Origin of the sequence: Variovorax sp. J22P240 (assembly GCF_030316855.1) — a bacterium.
In the GTDB taxonomy this organism is placed as follows: Bacteria; Pseudomonadota; Gammaproteobacteria; order Burkholderiales; family Burkholderiaceae_C; genus Variovorax.
Genome location: NZ_JASZYR010000013.1, coordinates 1 through 21,331, shown reverse-complemented (window position 1 = coordinate 21,331; position 21,331 = coordinate 1). Strand labels below are relative to the sequence as shown.

21 protein-coding genes and 1 pseudogene are annotated in these 21,331 nt (G+C 67.5%); 14 read left to right on the top strand and 8 right to left on the bottom strand.

The features are described from left to right. Positions 1-25: 25 nt before the first annotated feature. Genes QTI24_RS24230 through QTI24_RS24220 form a run of 3 tightly spaced genes read right to left on the bottom strand, consistent with a single transcriptional unit; the run spans position 26 to position 2,208 of the window. Entirely contained in the window at positions 26-652 is a 627-nt protein-coding gene (locus QTI24_RS24230; RefSeq protein ID WP_286603899.1) for a hypothetical protein, read from the bottom strand. Next, positions 624-1,685, bottom strand: a complete 1,062-nt coding sequence (locus QTI24_RS24225) for a hypothetical protein (RefSeq protein ID WP_286603898.1) — start codon at positions 1,683-1,685, stop codon at positions 624-626. The genes QTI24_RS24230 and QTI24_RS24225 overlap by 29 nt, the downstream gene beginning before the upstream one ends. Beyond that, entirely contained in the window at positions 1,678-2,208 is a 531-nt protein-coding gene (locus QTI24_RS24220) for a hypothetical protein (protein WP_286603897.1), read from the bottom strand. Before QTI24_RS24220 ends, QTI24_RS24225 begins: the two co-directional genes overlap by 8 nt. Positions 2,209-2,715: 507 nt before the next feature. On the opposite strand from QTI24_RS24220, the gene QTI24_RS24215 reads away from it, so the two are divergent. Beyond that, on the top strand, positions 2,716-3,561 hold the full coding sequence (locus QTI24_RS24215) for a hypothetical protein (RefSeq protein WP_286603896.1): 846 nt from the start codon (positions 2,716-2,718) through the stop codon (positions 3,559-3,561). A gap of 81 nt (positions 3,562-3,642) precedes the next feature. Further along, positions 3,643-4,557 carry a LysR family transcriptional regulator gene (locus QTI24_RS24210; protein WP_286603895.1) on the top strand — a complete coding sequence of 305 codons (915 nt, stop codon included), beginning with the start codon at positions 3,643-3,645 and terminating at the stop codon, positions 4,555-4,557. Positions 4,558-4,788: 231 nt separating this feature from the next. Here the strand turns inward: QTI24_RS24210 and QTI24_RS24205 are convergent, their stop codons facing one another. Then, positions 4,789-4,944 carry a hypothetical protein gene (locus QTI24_RS24205; RefSeq protein WP_286603894.1) on the bottom strand — a complete coding sequence of 52 codons (156 nt, stop codon included), beginning with the start codon at positions 4,942-4,944 and terminating at the stop codon, positions 4,789-4,791. Between the two features lie 219 nt (positions 4,945-5,163). Here QTI24_RS24205 and QTI24_RS24200 point away from each other — a divergent pair, with 219 nt between their 5' ends. Then, positions 5,164-5,946, top strand: coding sequence for an exodeoxyribonuclease III (locus QTI24_RS24200; RefSeq protein ID WP_286603893.1), 783 nt, complete (start codon positions 5,164-5,166; stop codon positions 5,944-5,946). A 197-nt stretch (positions 5,947-6,143) separates the two neighbouring features. Here the strand turns inward: QTI24_RS24200 and QTI24_RS24195 are convergent, their stop codons facing one another. Both QTI24_RS24195 and QTI24_RS24190 read right to left on the bottom strand, forming a co-directional pair. Continuing rightward, positions 6,144-7,010, bottom strand: a complete 867-nt coding sequence (locus QTI24_RS24195; RefSeq protein WP_286603892.1) for an ester cyclase — start codon at positions 7,008-7,010, stop codon at positions 6,144-6,146. 129 nt (positions 7,011-7,139) lie between these two features. Next, positions 7,140-7,610, bottom strand: a complete 471-nt coding sequence (locus QTI24_RS24190) for a cupin domain-containing protein (RefSeq protein ID WP_286603891.1) — start codon at positions 7,608-7,610, stop codon at positions 7,140-7,142. Between the two features lie 139 nt (positions 7,611-7,749). Between QTI24_RS24190 and QTI24_RS24185 the strand changes: the two genes are divergently transcribed. The 11 genes from QTI24_RS24185 to acs all read left to right on the top strand — a co-directional run bounded on the left by QTI24_RS24185 (position 7,750) and on the right by acs (position 20,488). Continuing rightward, complete coding sequence (locus QTI24_RS24185; protein ID WP_286603890.1) at positions 7,750-8,640, top strand: LysR family transcriptional regulator; 891 nt, start codon at positions 7,750-7,752, stop codon at positions 8,638-8,640. A 355-nt stretch (positions 8,641-8,995) separates the two neighbouring features. After that, positions 8,996-10,369: an amidohydrolase family protein gene (locus QTI24_RS24180; RefSeq protein ID WP_286603889.1), complete on the top strand. Its 1,374-nt coding sequence runs from the start codon at positions 8,996-8,998 to the stop codon at positions 10,367-10,369. Positions 10,370-10,975: 606 nt separating this feature from the next. Further along, entirely contained in the window at positions 10,976-12,349 is a 1,374-nt protein-coding gene (locus QTI24_RS24175; RefSeq protein WP_286603888.1) for an SLC13 family permease, read from the top strand. 40 nt (positions 12,350-12,389) lie between these two features. Beyond that, a complete protein-coding gene (gene mdcA / locus QTI24_RS24170; protein ID WP_286603887.1) occupies positions 12,390-14,072 on the top strand; it encodes a malonate decarboxylase subunit alpha in 1,683 nt (560 codons plus the stop codon). 14 nt (positions 14,073-14,086) lie between these two features. Next, positions 14,087-14,419: a malonate decarboxylase acyl carrier protein gene (gene mdcC, locus QTI24_RS24165; protein ID WP_286603886.1), complete on the top strand. Its 333-nt coding sequence runs from the start codon at positions 14,087-14,089 to the stop codon at positions 14,417-14,419. Further along, positions 14,416-15,294, top strand: a complete 879-nt coding sequence (locus QTI24_RS24160) for a biotin-independent malonate decarboxylase subunit beta (protein ID WP_286603884.1) — start codon at positions 14,416-14,418, stop codon at positions 15,292-15,294. Before mdcC ends, QTI24_RS24160 begins: the two co-directional genes overlap by 4 nt. Positions 15,295-15,308: 14 nt before the next feature. Next, entirely contained in the window at positions 15,309-16,010 is a 702-nt protein-coding gene (locus QTI24_RS24155) for a biotin-independent malonate decarboxylase subunit gamma (RefSeq protein WP_286603883.1), read from the top strand. Between the two features lie 14 nt (positions 16,011-16,024). Next, positions 16,025-16,708 carry a malonate decarboxylase holo-[acyl-carrier-protein] synthase gene (gene mdcG / locus QTI24_RS24150; RefSeq protein WP_286603882.1) on the top strand — a complete coding sequence of 228 codons (684 nt, stop codon included), beginning with the start codon at positions 16,025-16,027 and terminating at the stop codon, positions 16,706-16,708. Beyond that, a complete protein-coding gene (mdcB, locus tag QTI24_RS24145) occupies positions 16,705-17,568 on the top strand; it encodes a triphosphoribosyl-dephospho-CoA synthase MdcB (protein WP_286603881.1) in 864 nt (287 codons plus the stop codon). Before mdcG ends, mdcB begins: the two co-directional genes overlap by 4 nt. Next, on the top strand, positions 17,565-18,473 hold the full coding sequence (locus QTI24_RS24140; RefSeq protein WP_286603880.1) for an ACP S-malonyltransferase: 909 nt from the start codon (positions 17,565-17,567) through the stop codon (positions 18,471-18,473). Before mdcB ends, QTI24_RS24140 begins: the two co-directional genes overlap by 4 nt. A gap of 116 nt (positions 18,474-18,589) precedes the next feature. Continuing rightward, positions 18,590-20,488 carry an acetate--CoA ligase gene (gene acs / locus QTI24_RS24135; RefSeq protein WP_286604029.1) on the top strand — a complete coding sequence of 633 codons (1,899 nt, stop codon included), beginning with the start codon at positions 18,590-18,592 and terminating at the stop codon, positions 20,486-20,488. A 61-nt stretch (positions 20,489-20,549) separates the two neighbouring features. On the opposite strand, the gene QTI24_RS24130 is transcribed toward acs, so the two are convergent. Next, a complete protein-coding gene (locus QTI24_RS24130; RefSeq protein WP_286603878.1) occupies positions 20,550-20,777 on the bottom strand; it encodes a hypothetical protein in 228 nt (75 codons plus the stop codon). 133 nt (positions 20,778-20,910) lie between these two features. Continuing rightward, positions 20,911-21,331 (bottom strand): annotated as a pseudogene (locus tag QTI24_RS24125) (TAXI family TRAP transporter solute-binding subunit); the annotation flags it as partial.

Genomic DNA, 21,331 nt, shown 5'->3' with positions numbered 1-21,331 from the left:
AAGCAATTCGAGCAGGCGCACGGCGTCAGGCGCGGCTCGCCCTCTCGAAGTCCGCGGCGAAGGCCTGGAAGCTCGGGAACTCGCCGAGCTTGCGGTCCCAGACGGCCTCGGCCTCCTTCACGCAGGAACGGCGGAGGGCATCGCCCTCGCGCGAGATCAGCAACGCCGGCACGAGCGCACGCATGGCTCGCTTGCGCACCTCGGGCGGCATGACCATCGGGAGCAGGTTGACCAGGAAGACCTCGTCCAGGCTCTCTGCGTCGTCGGCCACTGTCTGCGCGAAATCGAACGCGTCCTCGAGCAGGCGCTGGTGCACACGCACGAAATCATCGCCCATCGGCTGACGTCCCGGCGTCGCGGCGAAGGCGAGCGCCAGCGAGATGTCGCGCAGATGGTAGGTCGGCGGATCGCCGTGCAGGAAGTAGCCGAGGCCGGGAAAGCGCTGCACCGCGCGCTGCAGGAACTGGCGCGCGCGCGGATCGGCCGCGGGGTTGCCGACGCCATGCTTCTCGAACGAGATGACGACGCCCGAGCGCAGCTCGCGCGCCTTGCTCGGTTTCTCGGACAGGCCCGAGAGCAGCCGGCCCAGGTTGTCGGCGGTCGGGTCGAGAAAGTCGGCGACTTCAAGCACCGTGCTCTGCTGGCTGAACATCGCTGTCCTCCTCTGCGCCGCCCGCAACGTGCAGCGCAATGCGCGCGAAGATCTCGCGCGCCTCGACACCGGCGATCGCGCTTTCATCGTGGCGCGGCGCCGTCCAGATCGCATCGTTGAGCAGCACTTCGGCGTGGCCGAGGAAATCCGCCTGCAGCGAGCGCCGGCGTCCCCAGACCGCGTCGCGGATGTCGCGCTCCCAGTCCGGGGACGCGTGATAGAGCCACGGCTCGCCCAGCAGCGGGTGGCCGAGTCGCCCGGCCTGCGCCAGGCTCAGTGCCGAGCCGAGGTGCTCGACGCCGGGCTCGGCGCCCCGCACAGCGTCGACCAGCGCGGCGCGCGCGACATGCGGGTCGGCTGACCCCGTCTCGCCCGCGCCGGCAGCGCGCAGCGCGATCAAGCGCGGCGCGACCTGCTGCGGCGCGCTGAACTCGAGCGCGATGGCGCCGAGGAACAGGGTCTCGGCCAAGGCCCGCTCGCCGAGCGCTGCGGCCACGGCGTGATGGAAGGGCGCGTAAAGCGGCGGCGCGCGCGTGAGTTCGAGCAGGTAGGCACCGTGCAGCAGGCCGGGGCGCTCACTCAGCGCCTGGAAGAGGCGCGCGCAGCCCTCGATGATCTCCAGCGGGCTCAGGCCGGACGGCCCCGTCTGGCGCAGCAGCCCGGCGATCGCGTCGAGCCCGGCGGGCCGCGGCTGCGGCCTCGCGAGGTAGGCCTGCAGGGTGGGCGCGTCGAAACCGGACGGACAGGCGCGCTTGACGGTGACGAAATGGTCCTGGCAGATGCCCGTCATGTAGCCACAGGCGAAGAACTGCGCGTAGTGGTAGATCTCGTGCGACAGCCGGCCGTAGAAGGCGCGACTGCCATCCGGCGAGGCGTTCTGGCCCCACGCCCGCGTCATCGCGCGCCAGTGCGCGACGTCCGCATTGACGTAGACGAGGCCACTGGCGCGCAGAAACAGCGCCGGCCATTGCCTGCGACGCCGCACCAGCGAATCAGGCACGGACGATCGGTTCAAGCTCACCGCGTCAGGCATGGACTGTCCAGCGCCCATCGGGCAGCTTCTCGGCAAGCTTCACCGGGCCGGCACGGGCCGGCGCGGCCGCGAGGCTCTCGAGTGCGAGCCGCAGGGCCGGCTCGTCTTGCGACAGCGCGGCTGAGAGCTCGGCTGCCGAACGGGGTCCGCGCTCCCTCTTGAGCTCGGTCAGCACGCGCGCCTGCTCCGGCGTCAGCCGCACTCCCTTGCGGTAGAGCACCAGCAGCTGGCGGGCCAGCGTGACGGCGAGACTGACCCAGGAGCCTGGCTTGCCGTCGAGATAGGCGATCACCCCATCCTTGACCAGCACGAGCAGGTCGATCTCGTCGTTCCGGATGGCCCAGCTGCCAAGCTTGACCTCGAGATCGTCCGCGTCCTGCGTCCGCGCTGCGCGGGCCATGTCTTGCAGCAGCGCGTCGGCGACCTCCGTCGCCATCGCCCCGCGCCGGCCACCCTCCTGCGCGCCGAGCACCTCATTCAGTGCGGCTCGGCATTCCTCGGCCGAGTAAAAGGTCTGCGCCATCATCGACTCCTCGTGCAGTGGAGTTCGGAGGCGATGTTGCTCGCCCGTCTGTCGTTGCGCAACCTCCATCAGAGGGGGTCGACGTGACGGAATCAGGCGGTCGAAGCGGACAAAAAGAGAGCCATCGGTGGGTGGTCCACTCCAATGGCTCTGGAGACGCGCCGACGTTCGAAATCGGCGCACTTGCAACCGCGCTTTGCCTGTCTGGTTGGACCGGAAGCGGCCCGACAGGTTCCTGCGACTTTCGTGTAATCGAAGGGCGTTGCGCTCCTCGCAGGTATTGTCCACGAAATCCGGTGGAATGTTACTTTCTGTGTCGCGCGTGAACTTATGCACGCTGCGAAAGCGCATTCATCTGTCACTCTCGGCCCATGACCGACGGCCATCCGACGCAGACCCTCGCCGCCAGCGTTTTCGACCGCTGGCGGGCCTGGGCGAGGCCGGACCCACGCCCTGGGATTTTTGTGCACGCGGGGGCGGCGCGCGCGCCAGCCTGATCGTTGCGACATGGCGCTGATCTGTCCCAACTGCCAGGCGCGGAACCGTTCCATCGCGAAGTTCTGCATCGAATGCATCACCTCATTGCCCACGGGGTGCGCCGAGACGGATTTCGCCCCGACCCAGCTTGCTGCGTCCAAGACCTCCTACCTGGATCGGGCCTTTGCACTAAAGGCCCACTGGTCGAAGCCATCAGGCCAGCCGCGGGCAGAAGGCATCAACGAAGCGGCGCCAGCGGCCAAAGGCGTGTGGATCAGCATCGCGGGACTGATGGCTGCCCTGGCCATCGGGTCCGCCGGATGGCTGGTCGCGGGGGCCGGCGGCTGGTACCTCTACACCGCCGGCAGCGCGCAAGTGGATCCGCCGCGCCCGCACTCGCCGGGGGTCGTCGCGGCGATTCCCGGTGATGAACCCTCACCGCCACCCGCACACGCACCCGCCCCCGTTGCGCCCACCTCGGATCAGGTCCGCGCCCCGGTGCAGCTTGCGCCCCCGGTCGAGGAGAGTTCGGCCAGCCTCCCAAGCGACGACGACGGTCCAGCCGCTGCGCCCGCTGTCGCCACCCGGCGTGCACCGCCGAGACGGGCCCCGGTCTTCGCCGCGTCGCCCCCCGCTCAGGACGTCGCGGCGCCGGCATCCCAGGCGCCCTCTTCCACCGACGCCGACGATCCGAAGCCGAAGGCACCCGCAGCGCCGGAGCCCGCCGCAGCGTGCTCCGGCCTGAACTTCATCGCCAAGTCCCAATGCATGGCGGCGCAGTGTCTCAAGCGCGAATTCCGGTCGCACGCGCAATGCGAAGCGGTGCGGCGCCGGCAACGTCTCGAAGAGGAGAAGCGAAACCCGCCCGCGCCATGACGCTGCGGTGGACGGCCAGGACGCTCTCACGGCGCTCGGCTGCGAAGTTGACTTACGATTCCCAACCTAAGCAGGCCGACCATGCACCTCCACGTCGACGAAGAGATCACCTTTCGCAGACTCGAGATCCTCTTGGTCTTCATGGAGACTGGCAACCTCGCGCGCGCGGCCGAGATTCTCGAGATCAGTCCCGTCAGTGTGCACCGCGCCTTGCATGCGCTGGAAACAGGGCTGCGCTGCGCCCTGTTCCGGCACGAAGGCCGCAACCTGCACCCGACCGAAGCCGCGCAGGCCCTGGCGGAGGTCGCCCGGGACGTGCTTCGCAGCATGGCAGCGGGCGTGCGTTCGACGCGCGAAGTGGCGGGCTATTCGGCCGATCGCATCCGCATCGGATCGCTCTATTCGCTGACCAACCGCACGGTGCCGACGCTGGTCATGGGCATGAAACTGCGCAAGCCCGACATCCAGACCGAACTCATCCTGGGCTCCAACGCCGACCTGCTGCAGAAGCTGCGTGACGGCGCCGTCGATGCGGCGTTGATGGGCACGCCCGAAGGTGCCTCGGACCTCGAGTCCGAACCCTTGTTCGAGGACGACATCTACTTCGCCGCGCCCGTGGGTTCGCGCTACGCGGCGATGGAACAGATCGACCTGGCCGCCTGCGCCCACGAGCGATTCGTCACGCTGAGCGAAGGGTTCGTGACCTACAGCGGATTCGTGGACTCGTTTCGCGTGGCCGGCTTCACGCCCCACGTGGTCATGAAGACCGGCGACATCTTCTCCCTGATGAACCTGGTCAGCGGCGGCGTCGGCTGCACGCTGTTGCCGGGGCGCGTGCGCACCGTGATGCCGCAGAAGGTGCAGTTGATTCCGCTGCAGTCCAGGTACCTGATGCGCCAGACCATCTCGCTCAATTTCCTGCGGACGCGCGAACGCGATCCCAACCTGCTCGCGCTGCTCTCGGTCTGCCGCATGTCGAAGGCAGAACTGGGCTGAGCACTGACTCACGGCGCAGGACCAGACGTGGCTCGGTGCGGTGGAACTGGTGGGTAACGACAAGCGGCCCTGGGAGGTGCCGGAGCACCTCAAGAAGGCCAACGCCGTGCCGAGCAGGTGGTTCGACAAGAGCGCCACCCGCGAGACTCATCTGAACGCTTAGGCGATGGCCTATCGCTAGATGAAGAGGCCGAAGTCGCCTTCTGGCGCTGCGACACGATGTCGGCAACCCTAGCGCTTTTCCTTCACGAAGCCGGCGGCATTCTCGTCGGCCCCGGGCTTGCCTTCGTCCGAATGTGGATTGCCCTGGTCGCTGTCGGTCGGAAACTCGGGCTCGACCGGATGCTGCGCGGGATCGTCCTCGGAGGGAATTTTGGGGTTTGGCATGACAGGTTCCTTTGTCAGCACGGTAGCTCCATCTCAGGCGCCCGAATGTAGGAGAGCTGCGGGTCCCCGGTGCACCTGGGCGCTTTCGCGAGCAGCGGGCGTAGCCAGCATGGGCAGATCCGGGAGACGTCCATCGGGCACAAAGACGCCTCGTCCGACGTCCCTTGAGACCGTTGGTGGCGCAAGATCGTCCCATCCTTTCTCCTTCTGCGCCAAGTGATGAAGATCGCCACCTTCAACGTCAACGGCATTGGTAGCCGGCTCGAGCGGTTGCTCGAATGGCTGGCAGAGACGAAACCGGATGTCGCCTGTCTGCAAGAATTGAAATCGCCCGATGCCAAACTGCCCCTGGAGGCGATCCGCAATGCCGGCTATGGCATCGTCGCATTCGGACAGCCATCCTGGAATGGTGTCGCGATCCTGGCGCGCGGGCGCGATCCGATCGAGACCGGACGCGGCGTGCCTGGCCTCGAGGCAGACCCCCAGAGGCGCTACATCGAGGCGGTCGTCGACGGCGTGGTGATCGGCTGCCTGTACCTGCCCAATGGCAATCCGCAGCCCGGACCGAAGTTCGACTACAAGCTGAGTTGGTTCGCGCGCTTCAATGAACATGCGAGCAAGCTGTTCGGGTGCGGCATGCCGGTCGTGCTGGCTGGCGACTACAACGTTGTGCCCACTGACGCCGACATCTACAACCCCGCCTCCTGGCGCGACGACGCGTTGCTGCAGCCAGAAAGCCGCGCGGCATTCAAGCACCTCTTGGAGCAGGGCTGGACCGACTCTGTTCGCGCCTGCCACCCCCATCGCGTGCCCTACACCTTCTGGACCTACTGGCGCAACCGCTACGGGCGCGACGCCGGCCTGCGGATCGACCATTTGCTGCTGAATGCCGAAGCGGCGCCGATGCTGCGCGGCGCCGGCGTGGATCGGGACGTGCGCGGACGCCCGGGCGCGAGCGACCATGCGCCTGCATGGACCGAGCTGGCAATCCCGAAAGACTGACACGCCGCGCGCATGATGGAAGGCTGCTAGCGCTTGGCGCTTGGCGCTTGGCGCAGTCCCAAATCGCCCGTTGCGATGCCAATCTTTCAAGCATGTGCTTGGGCGACATTCGAGCTCGCACTCAGGACGCGCTAGGGCGGGTGGCGTCAGTTCCGGGCAGACGATAGGCGCCAGCCCGACCGACAGGAGTCGCACCCTCAGGCGATCGCCTGCACAACTTCCCCGCAGCCACATCGGCCCGTGGACCCTGCCAGGGCCACCATCTTTTGGCAAGCGTGGCAGCGCCGGTATTGCTTGCCTTCCTGCAGCCGCGTGAAGACACCGATAGCGGCTCCCTCGATCCCGGGCGTCGCAAAGAATTTGGACATCGCCTGCGCATGCGGGCCGCTATGCATTGCAGACTTCATCTCCTCAGGAGACGCCCAAGTTGCGACCGTTGTCAAACGGTTCCCACCAACTACGCTGGTGAATGTCTGCATGGCATCGCCAGCAATGAGTTCAGCCAGGACCTGACGCGATAACTCGTTGACGAAGACCGTATTTTCGTCGTCACGCGCGACAATCTCCGTGACGGTCAATGTCTGGGCATCGGCCAAGAGCCTGCGACGCACCGTGGCGCCCTTACCCAACGTTATCGGCCCCCATTCCTTTGGCTGAACGATGATTTGCCACTCCATTTGCCGCTGCAAGGTGGCTGAGTCGAAATAGCCGACCACGCTCCTGATCCCGTCCGGGGAAGTATGAATCACATCTAGTCCAGGCAGGAAGGCCGGCCTCCCGGTCGGTGGGAGGCCCAGCAGCGACCCGGTGTTGGTCCCCAGCATGGTCCACGCGGCGCACACGACGCCGTCAGATGCCGAGTCCATGCGCCCGGGTTCGAAACTAAAGTCGGGAAACGCCGACCACAGCTGCTCCATGTACGACCGGAACGCCTCACCCGCAATCGGTCCTGCGGTGATGGGGTCACAGTACGTGCCACCCGGGGCAAACGTTTCGAGCACGGCTCCCGCATCGCGCAGGTTCCAAGCTGAGAAGTACCGCTGGGCCAGTTCCTCGGAATCCATGATCCTGCTCCTGGTTTGGTCGGACACGCCCGCGGAGCGATGCGACACCAACTGCGTGCAGCGTGTCGCGGGCGTGCCCATCCTGCATATGGGAGGTGTGTTGGGGTCTTCACATGGACCGCGGCGCCGTTACCAGCGGGGAGAGACCTGCAGTAGCGTGCGCAGCGTTTGCCGGTGCTGGCGGCCGCGCCGGAATAATCCATATTGCGCCATCACCTGAGCCAACCTGGCTCGATCAGGCGGCCCGCCTGCGTTGACGACGGCGCCAACATCGTGGAAATACTGCGGCCCGATGTCCGGTGTCATGATGACCAGTGCGCGCACCGCGGCATTGGACTTGTTGATGAAGTGATGCGTCGAGCCCCGCGGCGTCGACATCCAGTCACCCGGCTCGAGGTCGCGCGACACCCCGTCGACGGAGTAGCGCAGCGTGCCATCAAGGACGTAGACGCACTCCTCGTTGCCGGTGTGGCTGTGTGGCGGGGGAACGATGGCCCCCGCTGGCACCGTCATCTCGAACACGCCCAACCCGCCCTTTTCCGCACCATCGACGAGATAGCGGATCTCGAGTTGGCCCACCTTAATCAATTCGCCGCCCATGACGCTCTCCTCGGTTCGTTGCCGGGCCGGGTATCGGGCCGGTGCGAAGAAATTTAGTCCGTTGCGGGAATCTGATAAATAGTGTTCAGTTCAACCCATTGTTGCCAGGGCATCACCAATGAAAAGCAGGCTGACCGGCATGAACGTGTTCGCGGAGGTGGTGGGCGCGAAGAGCTTTTCCGCCGCCGCTGACAAGCTCGGCATCTCAAAATCGCTGGCGAGCCGGGAGGTCAGCGCGCTGGAGCGCTCGCTGGCGGTGAAGCTGCTGAACCGCTCGACGCGCAAGCTCAGCCTGACCGAAGCCGGCAGCATCTTCTACGAGCACTGCGCGAACATCCTGCAGGAAGCGGAACTTGCCGAGCGACGCGTGACGCAGGCGCAGTCCGAGCCGGCCGGAGTCGTGAAGATGACCGCGATCCCGGCGTTCGCGGTGCGGCACGTGTTGCCCGCGATTGTCGAATTCCAGCAGCAGTATCCAAAGATCCAGGTCCGGCTCTCCTGCAGCAATCGCACGGTGGACTTGGGCGCCGAGGGCTTCGACCTCGGCATCCGTTCGTCGCCCCCGGCGCCGAATCTGGTCGCACGAAAGCTCGCGGTCAGCCGGCTCGTCTTGCTCGCCTCGCCGGCATATCTCGCGCAGCGCGGCACGCCGCGCCGGATCGAGGACGTGGAGAAGCACGACTGCGTGTTCTTTCCAATGCTCGCACCCAAAGGGGTCTGGACGTTCAGCCGCAGCGGGCGGAAATACACGCTGAAGGTTCCGGCTTCATTCGAGACCGACGACTTGGAAGCCGTCCGCGCGGCCACCCTTTGCGGCCTCGGTGTGGGCCTGCTGCCGCTCCACATGGTGGGCGCGGACGTGCGGCAAGGGACCCTTGTGCCGTTGCTGCGGCAGTTCCAACCGGTGCCCGAGGGCGCCATCTATCTGGTCTACCTGCCCAATCGCACGCAGCCGTCGCGGGTGCGGGTGCTGATTGACTTTTTCACCGCGCGCTTCGGGCCTGTGCCGCCGTGGGAGGAGGGTTGGTGAAGTCCGACGGCGCGAGCAAGGCCAGGTGAGGTGCCAAGAAACCGCCGGTCGCCAGCGGCAGCAACTGGCCGTTCAGCAACTTTGAGGAAGGTCGGCTTCCTTTGATCCTGAAAGACCGCAACGGGGCCTGAAGCTCCGATTCGCGACTTGCGCAAGCCGCCGTTCGCGCACGATGTCGTCCTGATCGTCCGTTGGCGTTCTACGCACAGCACAGCCCGCCCGCGGGTGCCTGGCTTGTGTGCTGGGGCCGAGCCCCGCGGCGCGGAGCAGAATCGGGAGGTCTCGTCGAAACCAAGGGGCTCATGGTGCCGTTGGCGGGCCGGCGGGGCTTCTTGATCAAACCGGGGGGACCACCATGCGTGACAGCGACCCTGAGGGCAAGCGCCTTCCCATCAAGCTCGACAGCACCTCGAATGGCGAGTTCGCACCGGTGTCGCTGTGGCCGGCGAACATCGAAGCCAACCGCCTCGCACACGAGGCCGCGGCAACCAACGCGAAGCGGCTGGGATGCTCGAAGCGAGCGTTCCTGACCTCGTCCTGTGGCGCAGCCAGCACGCTGCTGGCCTTCAACGCGGCCAACGCCGCGGCCGGAAGGACCGGCGGCTTCTTCGAGCTACCCCGCGACGCCATGCTGGATATGCAGCTCGCACGCGCGCAGGTCGGCCCCGCCAGGCAGGAGTTCATCCTCGACGTCCAGGGCCACTTCATCAACACGCCGAAAGGCAATTCGAAGAGCGCGGAGGTCTTCCTCAAGGAGGTGTTCATGGACAGCGACACCGACGTGATGGTGCTGTCCTTCGTACCCTCCGCGCGCGACGCCGAACCGGTCACGATCCAGGCCGCCGACGAGGTCCGCAGGCTGGTCGACAAGCTCGAGGGAACGCACCGGCTGCTGCTGCATGGACGCGTCAACCCGAACCAGCCCGGAGACCTCGAGGGCATGGACGAGTTGCACGAGAAGTGGGGCATCAGCGCCTGGAAGACCTACACGCAGTATGGACCGAACGGCAAGGGCTACTTCCTGCACGACGACGTCGGCATCCGGTTCATCGAGAAGGCTCGCGCGCTGAGCGTCAAGAACATCTGCATCCACAAGGGGCTGCCGTTCGGACCACGCTCCTACGAGCACAGCCAGTGCAGCGACATCGGCGTCGTCGCCAGGCGTTACCCGGACGTGAACTTCCTGATCTATCACTCGGGCTTCGTCAGCACGGTGACCGAAAAGGCCTACGACGCGAGCGGTAAGAGCGACGGCATCGACACGCTGATCACGTCCTTGCGCAAACACCAGGTCAAGCCGAACAGCAACGTCTATGCGGAGCTGGGCAGCACGTGGCGCTTTCTGATGCGTGACCCGGAACAGGCGGCTCACGCCCTGGGGAAACTGATCGTCGCGTGCGGCGAGAACAACGTGCTATGGGGCACGGATTCGATCTGGTACGGCTCACCGCAGGACCAGATCCAAGCCTTCCGGACGTTCCAGATCTCGGCGGAACTGCGCGAACGGCATGGTTATCCCGAGATGACGCCTGCGCTGCGGGCCAAGATATTCGGTCTCAACGCCGCGAACGTGTACGGCCTGGCGCCGACGGAAGTGAAGCGATACACCGCCTGCGACTCGGTCGCCCGAAAGCGCATGGCCTACCTGGAGAAACCCGACCCCCACTTCAGGACCTACGGGCCAAAGACGCGGCGCGAGTTCCTCAGGGTGTTCGATCCCGCTGCCTGAGCAGCGCAGCGGAGACTGTTGCGTTGGTGAAATCGTCAGCGTTCGTCGCCCTGCTAGGCCCGCTGAGGACCCTGACCGCCATCTCGCGACATTTGAAGCAGCCGTCGACGGGCAACGCCGTCCTTGCCGTCCATGGCCACCAGCGATCCGACCACTGCCCCACCCCAAAACCTCCTCACGATGTCAGCGAAGGTCAACTTCCAAAATAGACGAGCCGGTCGCGAAGAAAAGCCACGAGCGTCAGCTTTCAGCGGTCGCCGACGTTCGCACCGGAAATTTGATCGACGGAAGTCAGTCTGAACCGGTAGTCCGGCCAACCGTGTTCGCCTGCAGGATCGAGTTGGCAGCCTGCTCCTGATTCTGGGCGAGGTCTCGAACGGCTCGAATGGGTTCCATCAATGAAGGTCTCTGACAGTCTTTTTTCCCGACACACTTTATTTATGCAATCACACCCACGACTGATCGTTCGGGTTAACCCGCGATCGTTTCAGTTGGCGTAAGGGTCGGCGAGGCCGCTTCATTGATCGTCCCGGCGGGGGTGCGTACTGTCCGTACCCAGACGTGCAGCCATTGCGCGTCGTACCCCCAACCTCCGGAGACGCATTGATGAGTTCTCATTGGATTTCGATTTACGCGCTGATCGGCATGTTCGTGCTCGCGACCGTGCTGCCGATCAACATGGGCGTGATCGCCTTCGTCGGCGCGTTCCTGGTCGGCACGCTGGTCGCCGGCATGAACGCCAAGGCCATCATGGGCGGCTTTCCCGCCGACCTGTTCCTCACGCTGGTCGGTATCACCTACCTCTTTGCGCTCGCACAGAACAACGGCACGATCGACTGGCTCGTCAAGCTCGCGGTGCGCGCCGTGCGCGGGCGCATCGCCGCCATTCCGTGGATCATGTTCTTCATCGCCGCGCTGCTCACGGCCGTGGGCGCGGTCAGCCCGGCCGCGGTGGCCATCATTGCGCCGATCGCGCTGGGCTTTGCGGCCAAGTACGGCATCAACCCCCTGCTCATGGGCCTGATGGTCGTGCACGGCGCGCAGGGCGGCGGCTTCTCCCCGATCAGCATCTACGGTGGCATCACCAACAAGATCGTGGCCCGGGCCGGCCTGCCGCTCAACGAGATGGCGACCATGCTGGCAAGCCTCGGCGTCAACCTGGCCGTGGCACTGCTGTTGTTCTTCATGTTCGGCGGGATGAAGCTGGTTCGCCAGAAGGCCGACCCCACGGGCGCCATGCCGGCCGTGCCCCGTGTCGCGCATGGCCAGGGTGGCGCCCAGGTGTATGGCGACGCGGAAGGCGAGTCGTTCTCGGAGGAGCGGCGCACCGCGACACCGGACGACGACTCGCTGATGGACGCATCGCCGGCGACCCCTGCGGAAAAGGGCTCGCGCCTCTACCAGATCGCCACCGTGGGGGGCCTGCTGGCGCTGGCCGTGCTGACGCTGTTCTTCAAGCAGGACATCGGCTTCGTGTCGATCACCATCGGCCTGCTGCTCACCCTGATGGCGCCCAATCTGCAGAAGCGCGCACTGGGACAGGTGTCGTGGCCCGAGATCATGCTGATCGTCGGCGTCAGCACCTACGTCGGCGTCATGGAAAAGATGGGAACGATCGACTTCGTGGGTCACAGCGTGGCGGGCCTGACCTCGCCGCTGATGGCCGCCCTGCTGCTGTGCTTCGTGGGCGCCGTGGTGTCCGCCTTCGCCTCGTCGACCGCGGTGCTGGGCTCGCTGATTCCGCTCGCGGTGCCCTTCCTGCAAGGCGAGGCCGGTGTCAGCGCGATCGGCTTCATCGCGGCGATGGCCGTGTCCTCCACCATCGTCGACGTCAGCCCGTTCTCGACCAACGGCGCGCTCGTGCTCGCCAATGCGAAAGGCGTGGACCGCGACGTGTTCTTCCGGCATCTGATGGTGTACGGCGCCATCGTGACCGTCGTGGCCCCCGTGGTGGTGTGGCTTCTCTTCGTGGTGCTGTAAGGCGCCGCCTTTCATCGAACCTGCTCAACGCATTCACCCCATGAACTCCAGCCCCTGGACCTCCAAGGCCGATGACCGCGCCGCCCGGATGGCGCGCGCCGCCGCCGCACTCGGCACGCGGCTCGCCGGCAAGCACGTCGACACCGAAGCCATCGGCACGCTGCTCGAAGCGGTGCTTTCGCCCGGCGACCGCGTCTGCCTCGAAGGCAACAACCAGAAGCAGGCGGACTTCCTCGCGCAGGCGCTCGTGCAGGTCGATCCGCAGCGCGTCCACGGCCTGCACATGGTGCAGTCGGTGCTGGCGCTGCCGGAGCACCTGGACGTGTTCGAGAACGGCGTGGCTTCGCGCCTGGACTTCAGCTTCTCGGGCCCCCAGGGCGCGCGCCTGGCCAAGCTGGTGTCGGGCGGCCGCATCGAGATCGGCGCCATCCACACCTACCTCGAGTTGTTCGCGCGCTACTTCGTCGACCTCACGCCGAAGGTGGCGCTGGTCGCCGCGCATGCCGCGGACGCCGAAGGCAATCTCTACACCGGCCCCAACACCGAAGACACACCGGCCATCGTCGAGGCCACGGCGTTCTCCGGCGGCATCGTGATCGCGCAGGTGAACGAGCTCGTCGACGGCAAGCGCACGACGCTGCCGCGCATCGACATCCCGGCCGACTGGGTGAGCTTCGTGGTGAAGGCACCGCGTCCCAACTTCATCGAGCCGCTCTTCACCCGCGACCCGGCGCAGATCAGCGAGGTCCAGATCCTGATGGCGATGATGGCGATCAAGGGCATCTATGCCGAGTACGGCGTGCAGCGCCTGAACCACGGCATCGGCTTCGACACGGCCGCCATCGAGCTGCTGCTGCCGACCTATGCCGAATCCCTGGGCCTCAGGGGGAAGATCGGCAAGCACTGGGCGTTGAATCCGCACCCCGCCCTGATCCCCGCGATCGAGGCGGGCTGGGTCGAGTCCGTGCACTCCTTCGGCTCCGAGCTCGGCATGGAGGACTACATCCGCGCACGCTCCGACGTGTTCTTCACGGGTCCCGACGGCAGCCTGCGCAGCAACCGGGCGTTCTGCCAGGCGGCCGGCCACTACGCCTGCGACATGTTCATCGGCTCGACCCTGCAGATCGACCTCGACGGCAACAGCTCCACCGCGACGCTGGGCCGCATCTCGGGCTTTGGCGGCGCGCCCAACATGGGCGCCGATGCGCGCGGGCGACGCCATTCGAGCCCGGCCTGGCTCAAGGCCGGGCGCGAGGCGCGTGCCGGACGCAGTGGCGCCGCCGGCACGCCACGCGGACAGAAGCTCGTGGTGCAGATGGTCGAGACGTTCCGGGAACACATGCAGCCGGCCTTCGTCGACCGGCTCGATGCCTGGACCCTGCAGGAGCAGGCGGGCATGGACCTGCCGCCGATCATGATCTACGGCGACGACGTCTCGCACATCCTGACCGAGGAAGGCATCGCCAACCTGCTGATGTGCCGCAGTGACGCCGAGCGCGAGCAGGCGATCCGCGGCGTGGCCGGCTACACCGCGATCGGCCTCGCGCGCGACCGGCGCGCGGTGGAGAACCTGCGCGACCGCGGCGTGATCCGCCGACCGCAGGACCTCGGCATCGACCCGCGCCAGGCCACGCGCAATCTGCTGGCCGCACGCAGCATGCGCGACCTGGTGCGCGCCTCGGGCGGGCTTTACCAGCCGCCCAAGCGCTTCAGAAACTGGTAGCAGGAGATTCAACGATGAGCGATGTTCCCGCAGGGCTCGAAACCCTGGACTTCTTCTTCTCTGGCGGTCAGCCTGCAGGCGCTTTCGTGCCGGTGCTGGTCGGCGTCGTCGGCTCCGGCAACCTCGAGGTGATGCTCGAGGCGGTCGACGGCCCCGACTGCGCGGTGCGCGTCGAGACCTCGGCGCGTGGCTTCGGGCCGATCTGGCAGGCGGTGATGAACGACTTCCACGCGCGTCACCCGCTGGCCGGTGTGCGCGTCTCGATCAACGACATGGGCGCCACGCCCGCCGTGGTGAGCCTGCGACTCGACCAGGCCGTGGCCGAGATCACCGGAGGCCAGCCATGATCAGCTTTGCCGAATGCTCCGCGCGCGAGCGCCTCGCGCTGCTGCTCGACCCCGGCAGCTTTCATGAATGGCTGCCGCCCAGCGAACGGGTCACCAGCCCGCACCTGGCGCAGCTCGGCGTGCCCTCTGCCTTCGACGATGGCGTGGCGATCGGCCGCGCGACGCTCGATGGCCACGGCGTGTTCGTGGCCGCGCAGGAAGGCGCGTTCATGGGCGGCGGCGTCGGCGAGGTGCACGGCGCCAAGCTCGTCGGCCTGCTGCAGCGCGCGCAGCGCGACCGGCCGACGGCCGTGCTGCTGCTGGCCGAATCGGGCGGCGTGCGGCTGCACGAAGCCAATGCCGGGCTGATCGCGGTGTCGGAAGTGATGCGCGCGCTGCTCGATGTGCGCGCCGCCGGCATCCCGGTGATCGTGCTGATCGGCGGCGCCAACGGCTGCTTCGGCGGCATGGGCATCGTGGCGCGCTGTGCCGACCACATCGTGATGAGCGATGTCGGGCGGCTGGCCATGTCGGGTCCCGAAGTCATCGAAGCGTCGCACGGCGTGGAGGAATTCGATTCACGCGACCGGGCGCTGGTCTGGCGCACGACCGGGGGCAAGCACCGCTGGCTCACCGGGGACTGCGACGCCCTGGTCGAAGACGACGTCGCCGCCTTTCGCGAAGCGGCCATCGCGGCGCTCGGCAAGTCGAAGCCGTTGACCCTGGCCGCGCTCGAGGACGAGCACGCGCTGCTCACCCGGCGCCTGCTTGCCCTGCCGGGCGACAACACCGGCCGCGACGAAGCGGTGCTGCTCTGGCGCGCACTCGGCGTCGTCGATGCCGAGCAGGTTCCCGACCTGTCGGTCGACACCGTGCGCGCGCTGCGCGTCATCTAACCCGGGAGCACTACATGCAGTGGAATTCTCTTGTCACCCAGCTGTTCGGCCCCTACCACGGCATGCGCGCCGCGGGTGACTTCCTGCAGGGCGAAGTGATGTTCGAAGGCGAACCGCTCACGGTCATCGGCACCACGAATCACGCGCCGATCGGCGTCAGGCTCGCGCTCGCCCAGGCGCGCGTGGTGCTCGACACGGTCGCGCAGCATCCCGGCCGGGCGATCCTGCTGCTGATCGACACCCAGGGCCAGCAGCTGCGCCGACGCGATGAGCTGCTCGGCATCAATCGTGCGATGGCGCACCTCGGCGCCAGCATCGACCTGGCTCGGCGTCGCGGCCACCGGGTGATCGGTCTGGTGTACGACCAGGCCCTGTCCGGCGGCTTCATCACCTCGGGCCTGATCGCCGATGCCTGCTACGCGCTGCCGGACGCCGAGATCCGGGTGATGCGCATTCCCGCGATGGCGCGTGTGACCAAGCTGCCCGAGGAGAAGCTCACGGCGCTGTCGCAGTCCAACCCCGTGTTCGCACCCGGCGTGCAGAACTACGTGGCGATGGGGGGCGTGCGTGCGCTGTGGCAGGGCGACCTGCAGGCCGCCCTGCGCGATGCGCTGGCCCACGCGCCGACCGACGATGTGCGCGCACGAGACGGCGCAGAACGCGGCGGGCGCCAGCTCGCCGCCCCCGTCGTGCAACGCGTGCTGGACGCGGCCTGAGACCGCAGCGCGCCATGGCCTGCCTGCGACGCCACCAACTCGCCCAGCTCACCGACGCCGGCTGGAGCACCCTGCTGCGACGGCCCTGGGACACGCAGGCGCGCGCGTGCCTGACACACTGGGCGACGCATCGTCTGCCGCTGGTCGTGACGCGCCAGCCGGTTGACGCCATCGACGACGGAGCGATCGCGCTGGGTCTGCCCTCCCCTGCGCAATGGGACCGGCGCCGGCTGGCGCTGCGGCTGCCGCACGCCGCGGTGCTTTGCCTCGACGAGTTTCCCGGCCTCGCCGCGGTGCAAGCGCTGCTGCCACTTTCGGCGCAGCGGCCGGTCCGCGCGCTGCTCGCCGCGCTCGACACCGCTGGCGCGACGGCGCACGTCTTCGGCAGCTACGGCTGGCAGGCGATCAGCGGGCTCGCGCACGTGCGGGCGGAGTCCGACCTCGATCTCTGGGTCGCCGTCGACGGGATGGAACAGGCCGATGCCGTCGCGCAGGCGCTTCAGTCCTTCGGCGCCACTCGGCCCCGGCTGGACGGCGAACTCGTCTTCCGAGACGGTGCCTCGGTCGCCTGGCGCGAATGGATCGAATGGCGCGCCGGACGCGCGCGCGCCGTGATGGTCAGGCGCCTGGACAGCGTGGCCCTGCAGCGCGACACCGCATGGTGCGAGCGTGCAGCGTTGGCGGAGGCGGTCGCATGAAGACAGCGGCACTGCGCCTCCACCGGCAGCCGCAACTCACGCCCGCCGCGATCGGGCGCGCCGCCACGCTCGCACTGCACGACGAGCTGTCGCTGACGCCGAAGCCGGGACTCGTGACATTGATCGACCGCGGCAGCCACGACGACATGGATGCGCACACCTTCGTGCGCAGCCTGTTCTCGCTGCGCCGCTATTTTTCGCAGATCGCCGAAGCCGGATGGGGCCTCGCGGAGTTCGCCGTGCTCGAGCGCTGCGGCATCGCGGCGGAAGCACGCATGCTCACCGCCACCGGCGGCATCAACACGCATCGCGGGGCGATCTTCATGCTGGGACTGCTGTGCGCCGCGGCGGGCGCGGCCCTGCGCGAGGAAGGCGCGGCACTGCGACCGGAGGCCCTGCGGGGCGCGCTGCGCCGGCATTGGGGCGATGCGCTCGCCAGCCGCAGCCAACGCGCGCCCACGCTGCCCGGCGGCATCGCCGCGCAACGCCTCGGCCTTCGCAGCGCGTCCCAAGAAGCGGCGCTCGCCTTCCCGGTCCTGTTCGATACGGCGCTGCCCGCGCTGACGGCGGCACTGGCGCGCGGCCTGACGCCGCAGCAGGCGCGGCTCGACACGCTGTTCCACACCATGGCCGTGCTGGATGACAGCAATCTCGCGCACCGCGGCGGTCTCGCCGGCCTGCGCTACGCGCAGCGCACGGCGCAGGCGTTTCTGGACCGGGGCGGTGTCGCCCGGCCCGACGGACTGCAGGAGGCGCACGCCATTGCAGGCGAGTTCGTGGCACGGCGCCTGTCGCCCGGCGGCGCGGCCGACACGCTCGCCGCGGCCTGTTGGCTCGCGCGCGTGGGTGGAGGCGCATGAGCTTCGCGCTGCTGTTCTCGGGCCAGGGCAACCAGCATCCGGCGATGCTGCCGTGGCTTGCCGACGATGCCGTCGTACGCGACATGCGCGCGCGCCTCGGCGTCGCGGACTGGCGCGGCGCGCTGGCCGATCCTGCCTGGGCCGAACGCAACGACAACGCGCAGACCTTGCTCACCGGCCTCGCGCTGGCAGCGTGGAAGCAACTCGCACCCCTCGTGGCGCCCCCGGCTGCCATCGCGGGCTACAGCGTCGGGGAACTCGCGGCCTTCAGCGCGGCCGGCGTGCTCGAAGCCGGGCCGACCCTCGCGCTGGCGCAGCAGCGCGCCGAGGCCATGGATGCCTGTGCGGCGCAGGCCCCCGGCGGGCTGCTGGCCGTCACCGGTCTGTCCGGGCCCCGGCTGGAACAGCTGTGCGTGGACACCGGCCTCGCACTCGCCATCCGCAACGGCCCGGAGAGCGTGATCCTCGGCGGCCCGAGCGCCGCATTGGGACAGGCCGAGCGCATCGCCTCGCTCGAAGGCGCGCAGTGCACGCGGCTGCGCGTCAACGTCGCCTCCCACACGCCGTGGATGCGCGAGGCGGCGGACCGCTTCGCGCGGGCGCTCGAAAGCGTTTCCTTTCATGCGCCGCAAGTCGCTCTCTTCAGCAATGCGGCGGACCGCATCCGCGACGCAGCCGCTGCCCGGCATGCGCTGGCCGCACAGATCGCCACCACCGTCCGGTGGGACGAGTGCATGGACAACGTCATGGCACGACACATCCACTGCGTGCTGGAGATCGGGCCCGGCCAGGCGCTGGCCCGCATGTGGAACCAGCGCTACCCCACCGTCCCGGCGCGTGCCTGCGACGAATTTCGCAGTGCCGCTGCGGTCGCCGCCTGGCTGACCCGCCATGCCGACCGATGACCGCTATCCGTTTCGATGTCTTAACCCCAGGCCCCAGGAGATTGATCGTGACCCCAAATGAAGCAAAGACCCGTCTGATTCCCGTGCCGGACAGCCGGGACGCCCATGTGTCCGGCATGGCCGCCTACCACCAGCTGGTGGCCGAGGCGGAGGCCGACTACAGCGGCTACTGGTCGCGCCTCGCGCGCGAGTTCCTGAGCTGGAAGACGCCCTTCACCCGAGGTCTCGACGACAGCCAGGCGCCCTTCTTCAAGTGGTTCGAGGACGGCACGCTGAACGTGTCCTACAACTGCCTGGACCGTCAGGTCGAGGGTGGGCTGGGCGACAAGACCGCAATCATCTTCGAGGCCGACGACGGGCAGGTCACGCGGGTCAGCTACCGCGAGCTGCTGGCACGCACCTGCCGCATGGCGAACGCGTTGAAGGCCCGCGGTGTCAGGAAGGGAGATCGCGTCGTCATCTACATGTCGATGAGCGTGGAGGGCGTGGTCGCGATGCAGGCCTGCGCACGGATCGGGGCCACGCATTCGGTGGTCTTCGGCGGCTTCTCCGCGCAAAGCCTGCGTGACCGCATCCACGACGTCGGCGCGGTGATGGTCATCACCGCCGACGAGCAGGTGCGCGGCGGCAAGCACTTGCCACTCAAGGCCATCGTCGACGATGCGATCGCACTGGGTGGGTGCGAGACCGTGGCCGATGTGCTCGTCTATCGGCGCACCGGCGGCGCGATCGGCTGGAACGCCTCCCGCGACCGCTGGCTGCACGAGGAGACGCAGCAACAGGCGGAGACCTGCGAACCCGAATGGGTGGGCGCCGAGCATCCGCTCTTCGTGCTGTACACGTCGGGCTCGACCGGCAAGCCCAAGGGCGTGCAGCATTCCAGCGGCGGCTACCTGCTGCACGCGGCGCTGACCACCCGATGGACCTTCAACCTGAAGCCCGACGACGTGTTCTGGTGCACTGCAGACATCGGCTGGGTCACCGGCCACACCTACATCACCTACGGCCCGCTCGCCCTCGGCGCGACCGAGGTCATGTTCGAGGGGGTGCCGACCTACCCCGATGCGGGCCGCTTCTGGAAGATGATCCAGGACCACCAGGTCAGCGTGTTCTACACGGCGCCCACCGCGATCCGGTCGCTCATCAAGGCCTCGGAAAGCAACGAGGCGGTGCACCCCAAGAGCTACGACCTGTCGAGCCTGCGCATCCTGGGATCGGTCGGCGAGCCGATCAACCCGGCCGCCTGGGAGTGGTACCACGCGCATGTCGGCGGCGGTCGCTGTCCGATTGTCGATACTTTTTGGCAGACTGAAACAGGCGGCCACATGATCACGCCGCTGCCCGGTGCGACGCCGCTGGTGCCGGGCTCCTGCACGCTGCCCTTCCCCGGCATCGCGGCGGCGATCGTCGACGAGACCGGCACCGACGTGCCCAACGGCCAGGGCGGCATCCTGGTCGTGAAGAAGCCCTGGCCGAGCATGATCCGCACGATCTGGGGCGACCCCGAGCGCTTCCGGTCGAGCTACTACCCGCCTGAACTCAAGGGCTACTACCTGGCCGGTGACGGCGCCATCCGCGATGCCGGGACCGGCTACTTCACGATCACCGGGCGCATCGACGACGTGCTCAACGTCTCGGGGCACCGCATGGGCACGATGGAGATCGAATCGGCGCTGGTGTCGTGCACGGAGCTCGTGGCCGAAGCCGCCGTGGTCGGCCGTCCCGACGAGACGACGGGCGAGGCGATCTGCGCCTTCGTTGTCCTGAAGCGCGCACGGCCCGAAGGTGAAGAGGCCAGGAAGATCGCCAACGAGCTGCGCAACTGGGTGGCCAGGGAAATCGGGCCGATCGCGAAGCCCAAGGACATCCGCTTCGGTGACAACCTGCCGAAGACGCGCAGCGGCAAGATCATGCGCAGGCTGCTGCGCTCCGTCGCCAAGGATGAAGCCATCACGCAGGACACCTCCACGCTGGAGAACCCGGCCATCCTGGAACAGCTGGCGCAAAAGAACTGAGCGCGCCGGTCAGGCCGTGGACCTCGAGGCGGCTGCAGCCTACCGCCGCCTGCAACTCGACTCAGGCGCCTCGCGCACTCGTAGCGAAGGCCGCCGCGCGGAACTCCGCGGCCAGGGCCGGTTGGCTGCTCTGATAGCGGTCTGCCAGCGCATCGAGCTGGGCCGCGGTCCGGGCACTGGCGAGACGCTTGAAGAGACTCCAGGCCGACGCCAGCGGGTGACACCCCTGGCCCCGATCGGCATCACGAGAAACGCGACCTTTCGAGCCGCTGACAGACTGGTCCAGCATGAGGGTTCCCTTGAGTTTTCGCATGCCAATTGGCATGGGTTGATTATAAGGGTTTACCCTCGGTTCTGCTGACGTGGGCGCGGCCGCGCGTCGGGGCGCGGCTGCCTGCACTGCCAGCTTCGCTCTTGCCAGCTCAGCTCTTGCAAATACCGAGCACCACTTCCTGCTCGGTGCAGTTGCGCGTTGGCGCCTGCGTCTTGGTCGAGGTCGGCGTCGGCGTCGGCGTGTTGAGGCTCCTCTGGCCGGCAATGCACGCACGCAAGCGCTTTTCCATCGGGCCGTAGTAGCGCCACCCCTGGCTCAGCGCAGGGAGCTCGAGCTTCACCTGCTTCCACTTGGGATGCCCGTTGGCCTGGAGCTTGTCGAAGTTGGTGCACAGCGACTCGGCAAACCGGGCGAGATTGCCGACGGTCGACTGCAGACCGTAGTCATAGGTGACCAGATAGGCCTTCACCGTGAGGGTCGGCGTGTCGGCCGTGAGCCATGTGGGGTAGCTCGTGGCGCGGATGGCCGCGGGAAAGTAGGTCTTCTTCGCGCGCGCCGATTCAGGTGCC

Excerpts from the sequence above, each read along its gene's own strand:
- QTI24_RS24230 (WP_286603899.1), bottom strand. The coding sequence starts at position 652 with ATGTTCAGCCAGCAGAGCACGGTGCTTGAAGTCGCCGACTTTCTCGAC.
- QTI24_RS24225 (WP_286603898.1), bottom strand. The coding sequence starts at position 1,685 with ATGCCTGACGCGGTGAGCTTGAACCGATCGTCCGTGCCTGATTCGCTG.
- QTI24_RS24220 (WP_286603897.1), bottom strand. The coding sequence starts at position 2,208 with ATGGCGCAGACCTTTTACTCGGCCGAGGAATGCCGAGCCGCACTGAAT.
- QTI24_RS24215 (WP_286603896.1), top strand. The coding sequence starts at position 2,716 with ATGGCGCTGATCTGTCCCAACTGCCAGGCGCGGAACCGTTCCATCGCG.
- QTI24_RS24210 (WP_286603895.1), top strand. The coding sequence starts at position 3,643 with ATGCACCTCCACGTCGACGAAGAGATCACCTTTCGCAGACTCGAGATC.
- QTI24_RS24205 (WP_286603894.1), bottom strand. The coding sequence starts at position 4,944 with ATGCCAAACCCCAAAATTCCCTCCGAGGACGATCCCGCGCAGCATCCG.
- QTI24_RS24200 (WP_286603893.1), top strand. The coding sequence starts at position 5,164 with ATGAAGATCGCCACCTTCAACGTCAACGGCATTGGTAGCCGGCTCGAG.
- QTI24_RS24195 (WP_286603892.1), bottom strand. The coding sequence starts at position 7,010 with ATGGATTCCGAGGAACTGGCCCAGCGGTACTTCTCAGCTTGGAACCTG.
- QTI24_RS24190 (WP_286603891.1), bottom strand. The coding sequence starts at position 7,610 with ATGGGCGGCGAATTGATTAAGGTGGGCCAACTCGAGATCCGCTATCTC.
- QTI24_RS24185 (WP_286603890.1), top strand. The coding sequence starts at position 7,750 with ATGAACGTGTTCGCGGAGGTGGTGGGCGCGAAGAGCTTTTCCGCCGCC.
- QTI24_RS24180 (WP_286603889.1), top strand. The coding sequence starts at position 8,996 with ATGCGTGACAGCGACCCTGAGGGCAAGCGCCTTCCCATCAAGCTCGAC.
- QTI24_RS24175 (WP_286603888.1), top strand. The coding sequence starts at position 10,976 with ATGAGTTCTCATTGGATTTCGATTTACGCGCTGATCGGCATGTTCGTG.
- mdcA (WP_286603887.1), top strand. The coding sequence starts at position 12,390 with ATGAACTCCAGCCCCTGGACCTCCAAGGCCGATGACCGCGCCGCCCGG.
- mdcC (WP_286603886.1), top strand. The coding sequence starts at position 14,087 with ATGAGCGATGTTCCCGCAGGGCTCGAAACCCTGGACTTCTTCTTCTCT.
- QTI24_RS24160 (WP_286603884.1), top strand. The coding sequence starts at position 14,416 with ATGATCAGCTTTGCCGAATGCTCCGCGCGCGAGCGCCTCGCGCTGCTG.
- QTI24_RS24155 (WP_286603883.1), top strand. The coding sequence starts at position 15,309 with ATGCAGTGGAATTCTCTTGTCACCCAGCTGTTCGGCCCCTACCACGGC.
- mdcG (WP_286603882.1), top strand. The coding sequence starts at position 16,025 with ATGGCCTGCCTGCGACGCCACCAACTCGCCCAGCTCACCGACGCCGGC.
- mdcB (WP_286603881.1), top strand. The coding sequence starts at position 16,705 with ATGAAGACAGCGGCACTGCGCCTCCACCGGCAGCCGCAACTCACGCCC.
- QTI24_RS24140 (WP_286603880.1), top strand. The coding sequence starts at position 17,565 with ATGAGCTTCGCGCTGCTGTTCTCGGGCCAGGGCAACCAGCATCCGGCG.
- acs (WP_286604029.1), top strand. The coding sequence starts at position 18,590 with ATGGCCGCCTACCACCAGCTGGTGGCCGAGGCGGAGGCCGACTACAGC.
- QTI24_RS24130 (WP_286603878.1), bottom strand. The coding sequence starts at position 20,777 with ATGCTGGACCAGTCTGTCAGCGGCTCGAAAGGTCGCGTTTCTCGTGAT.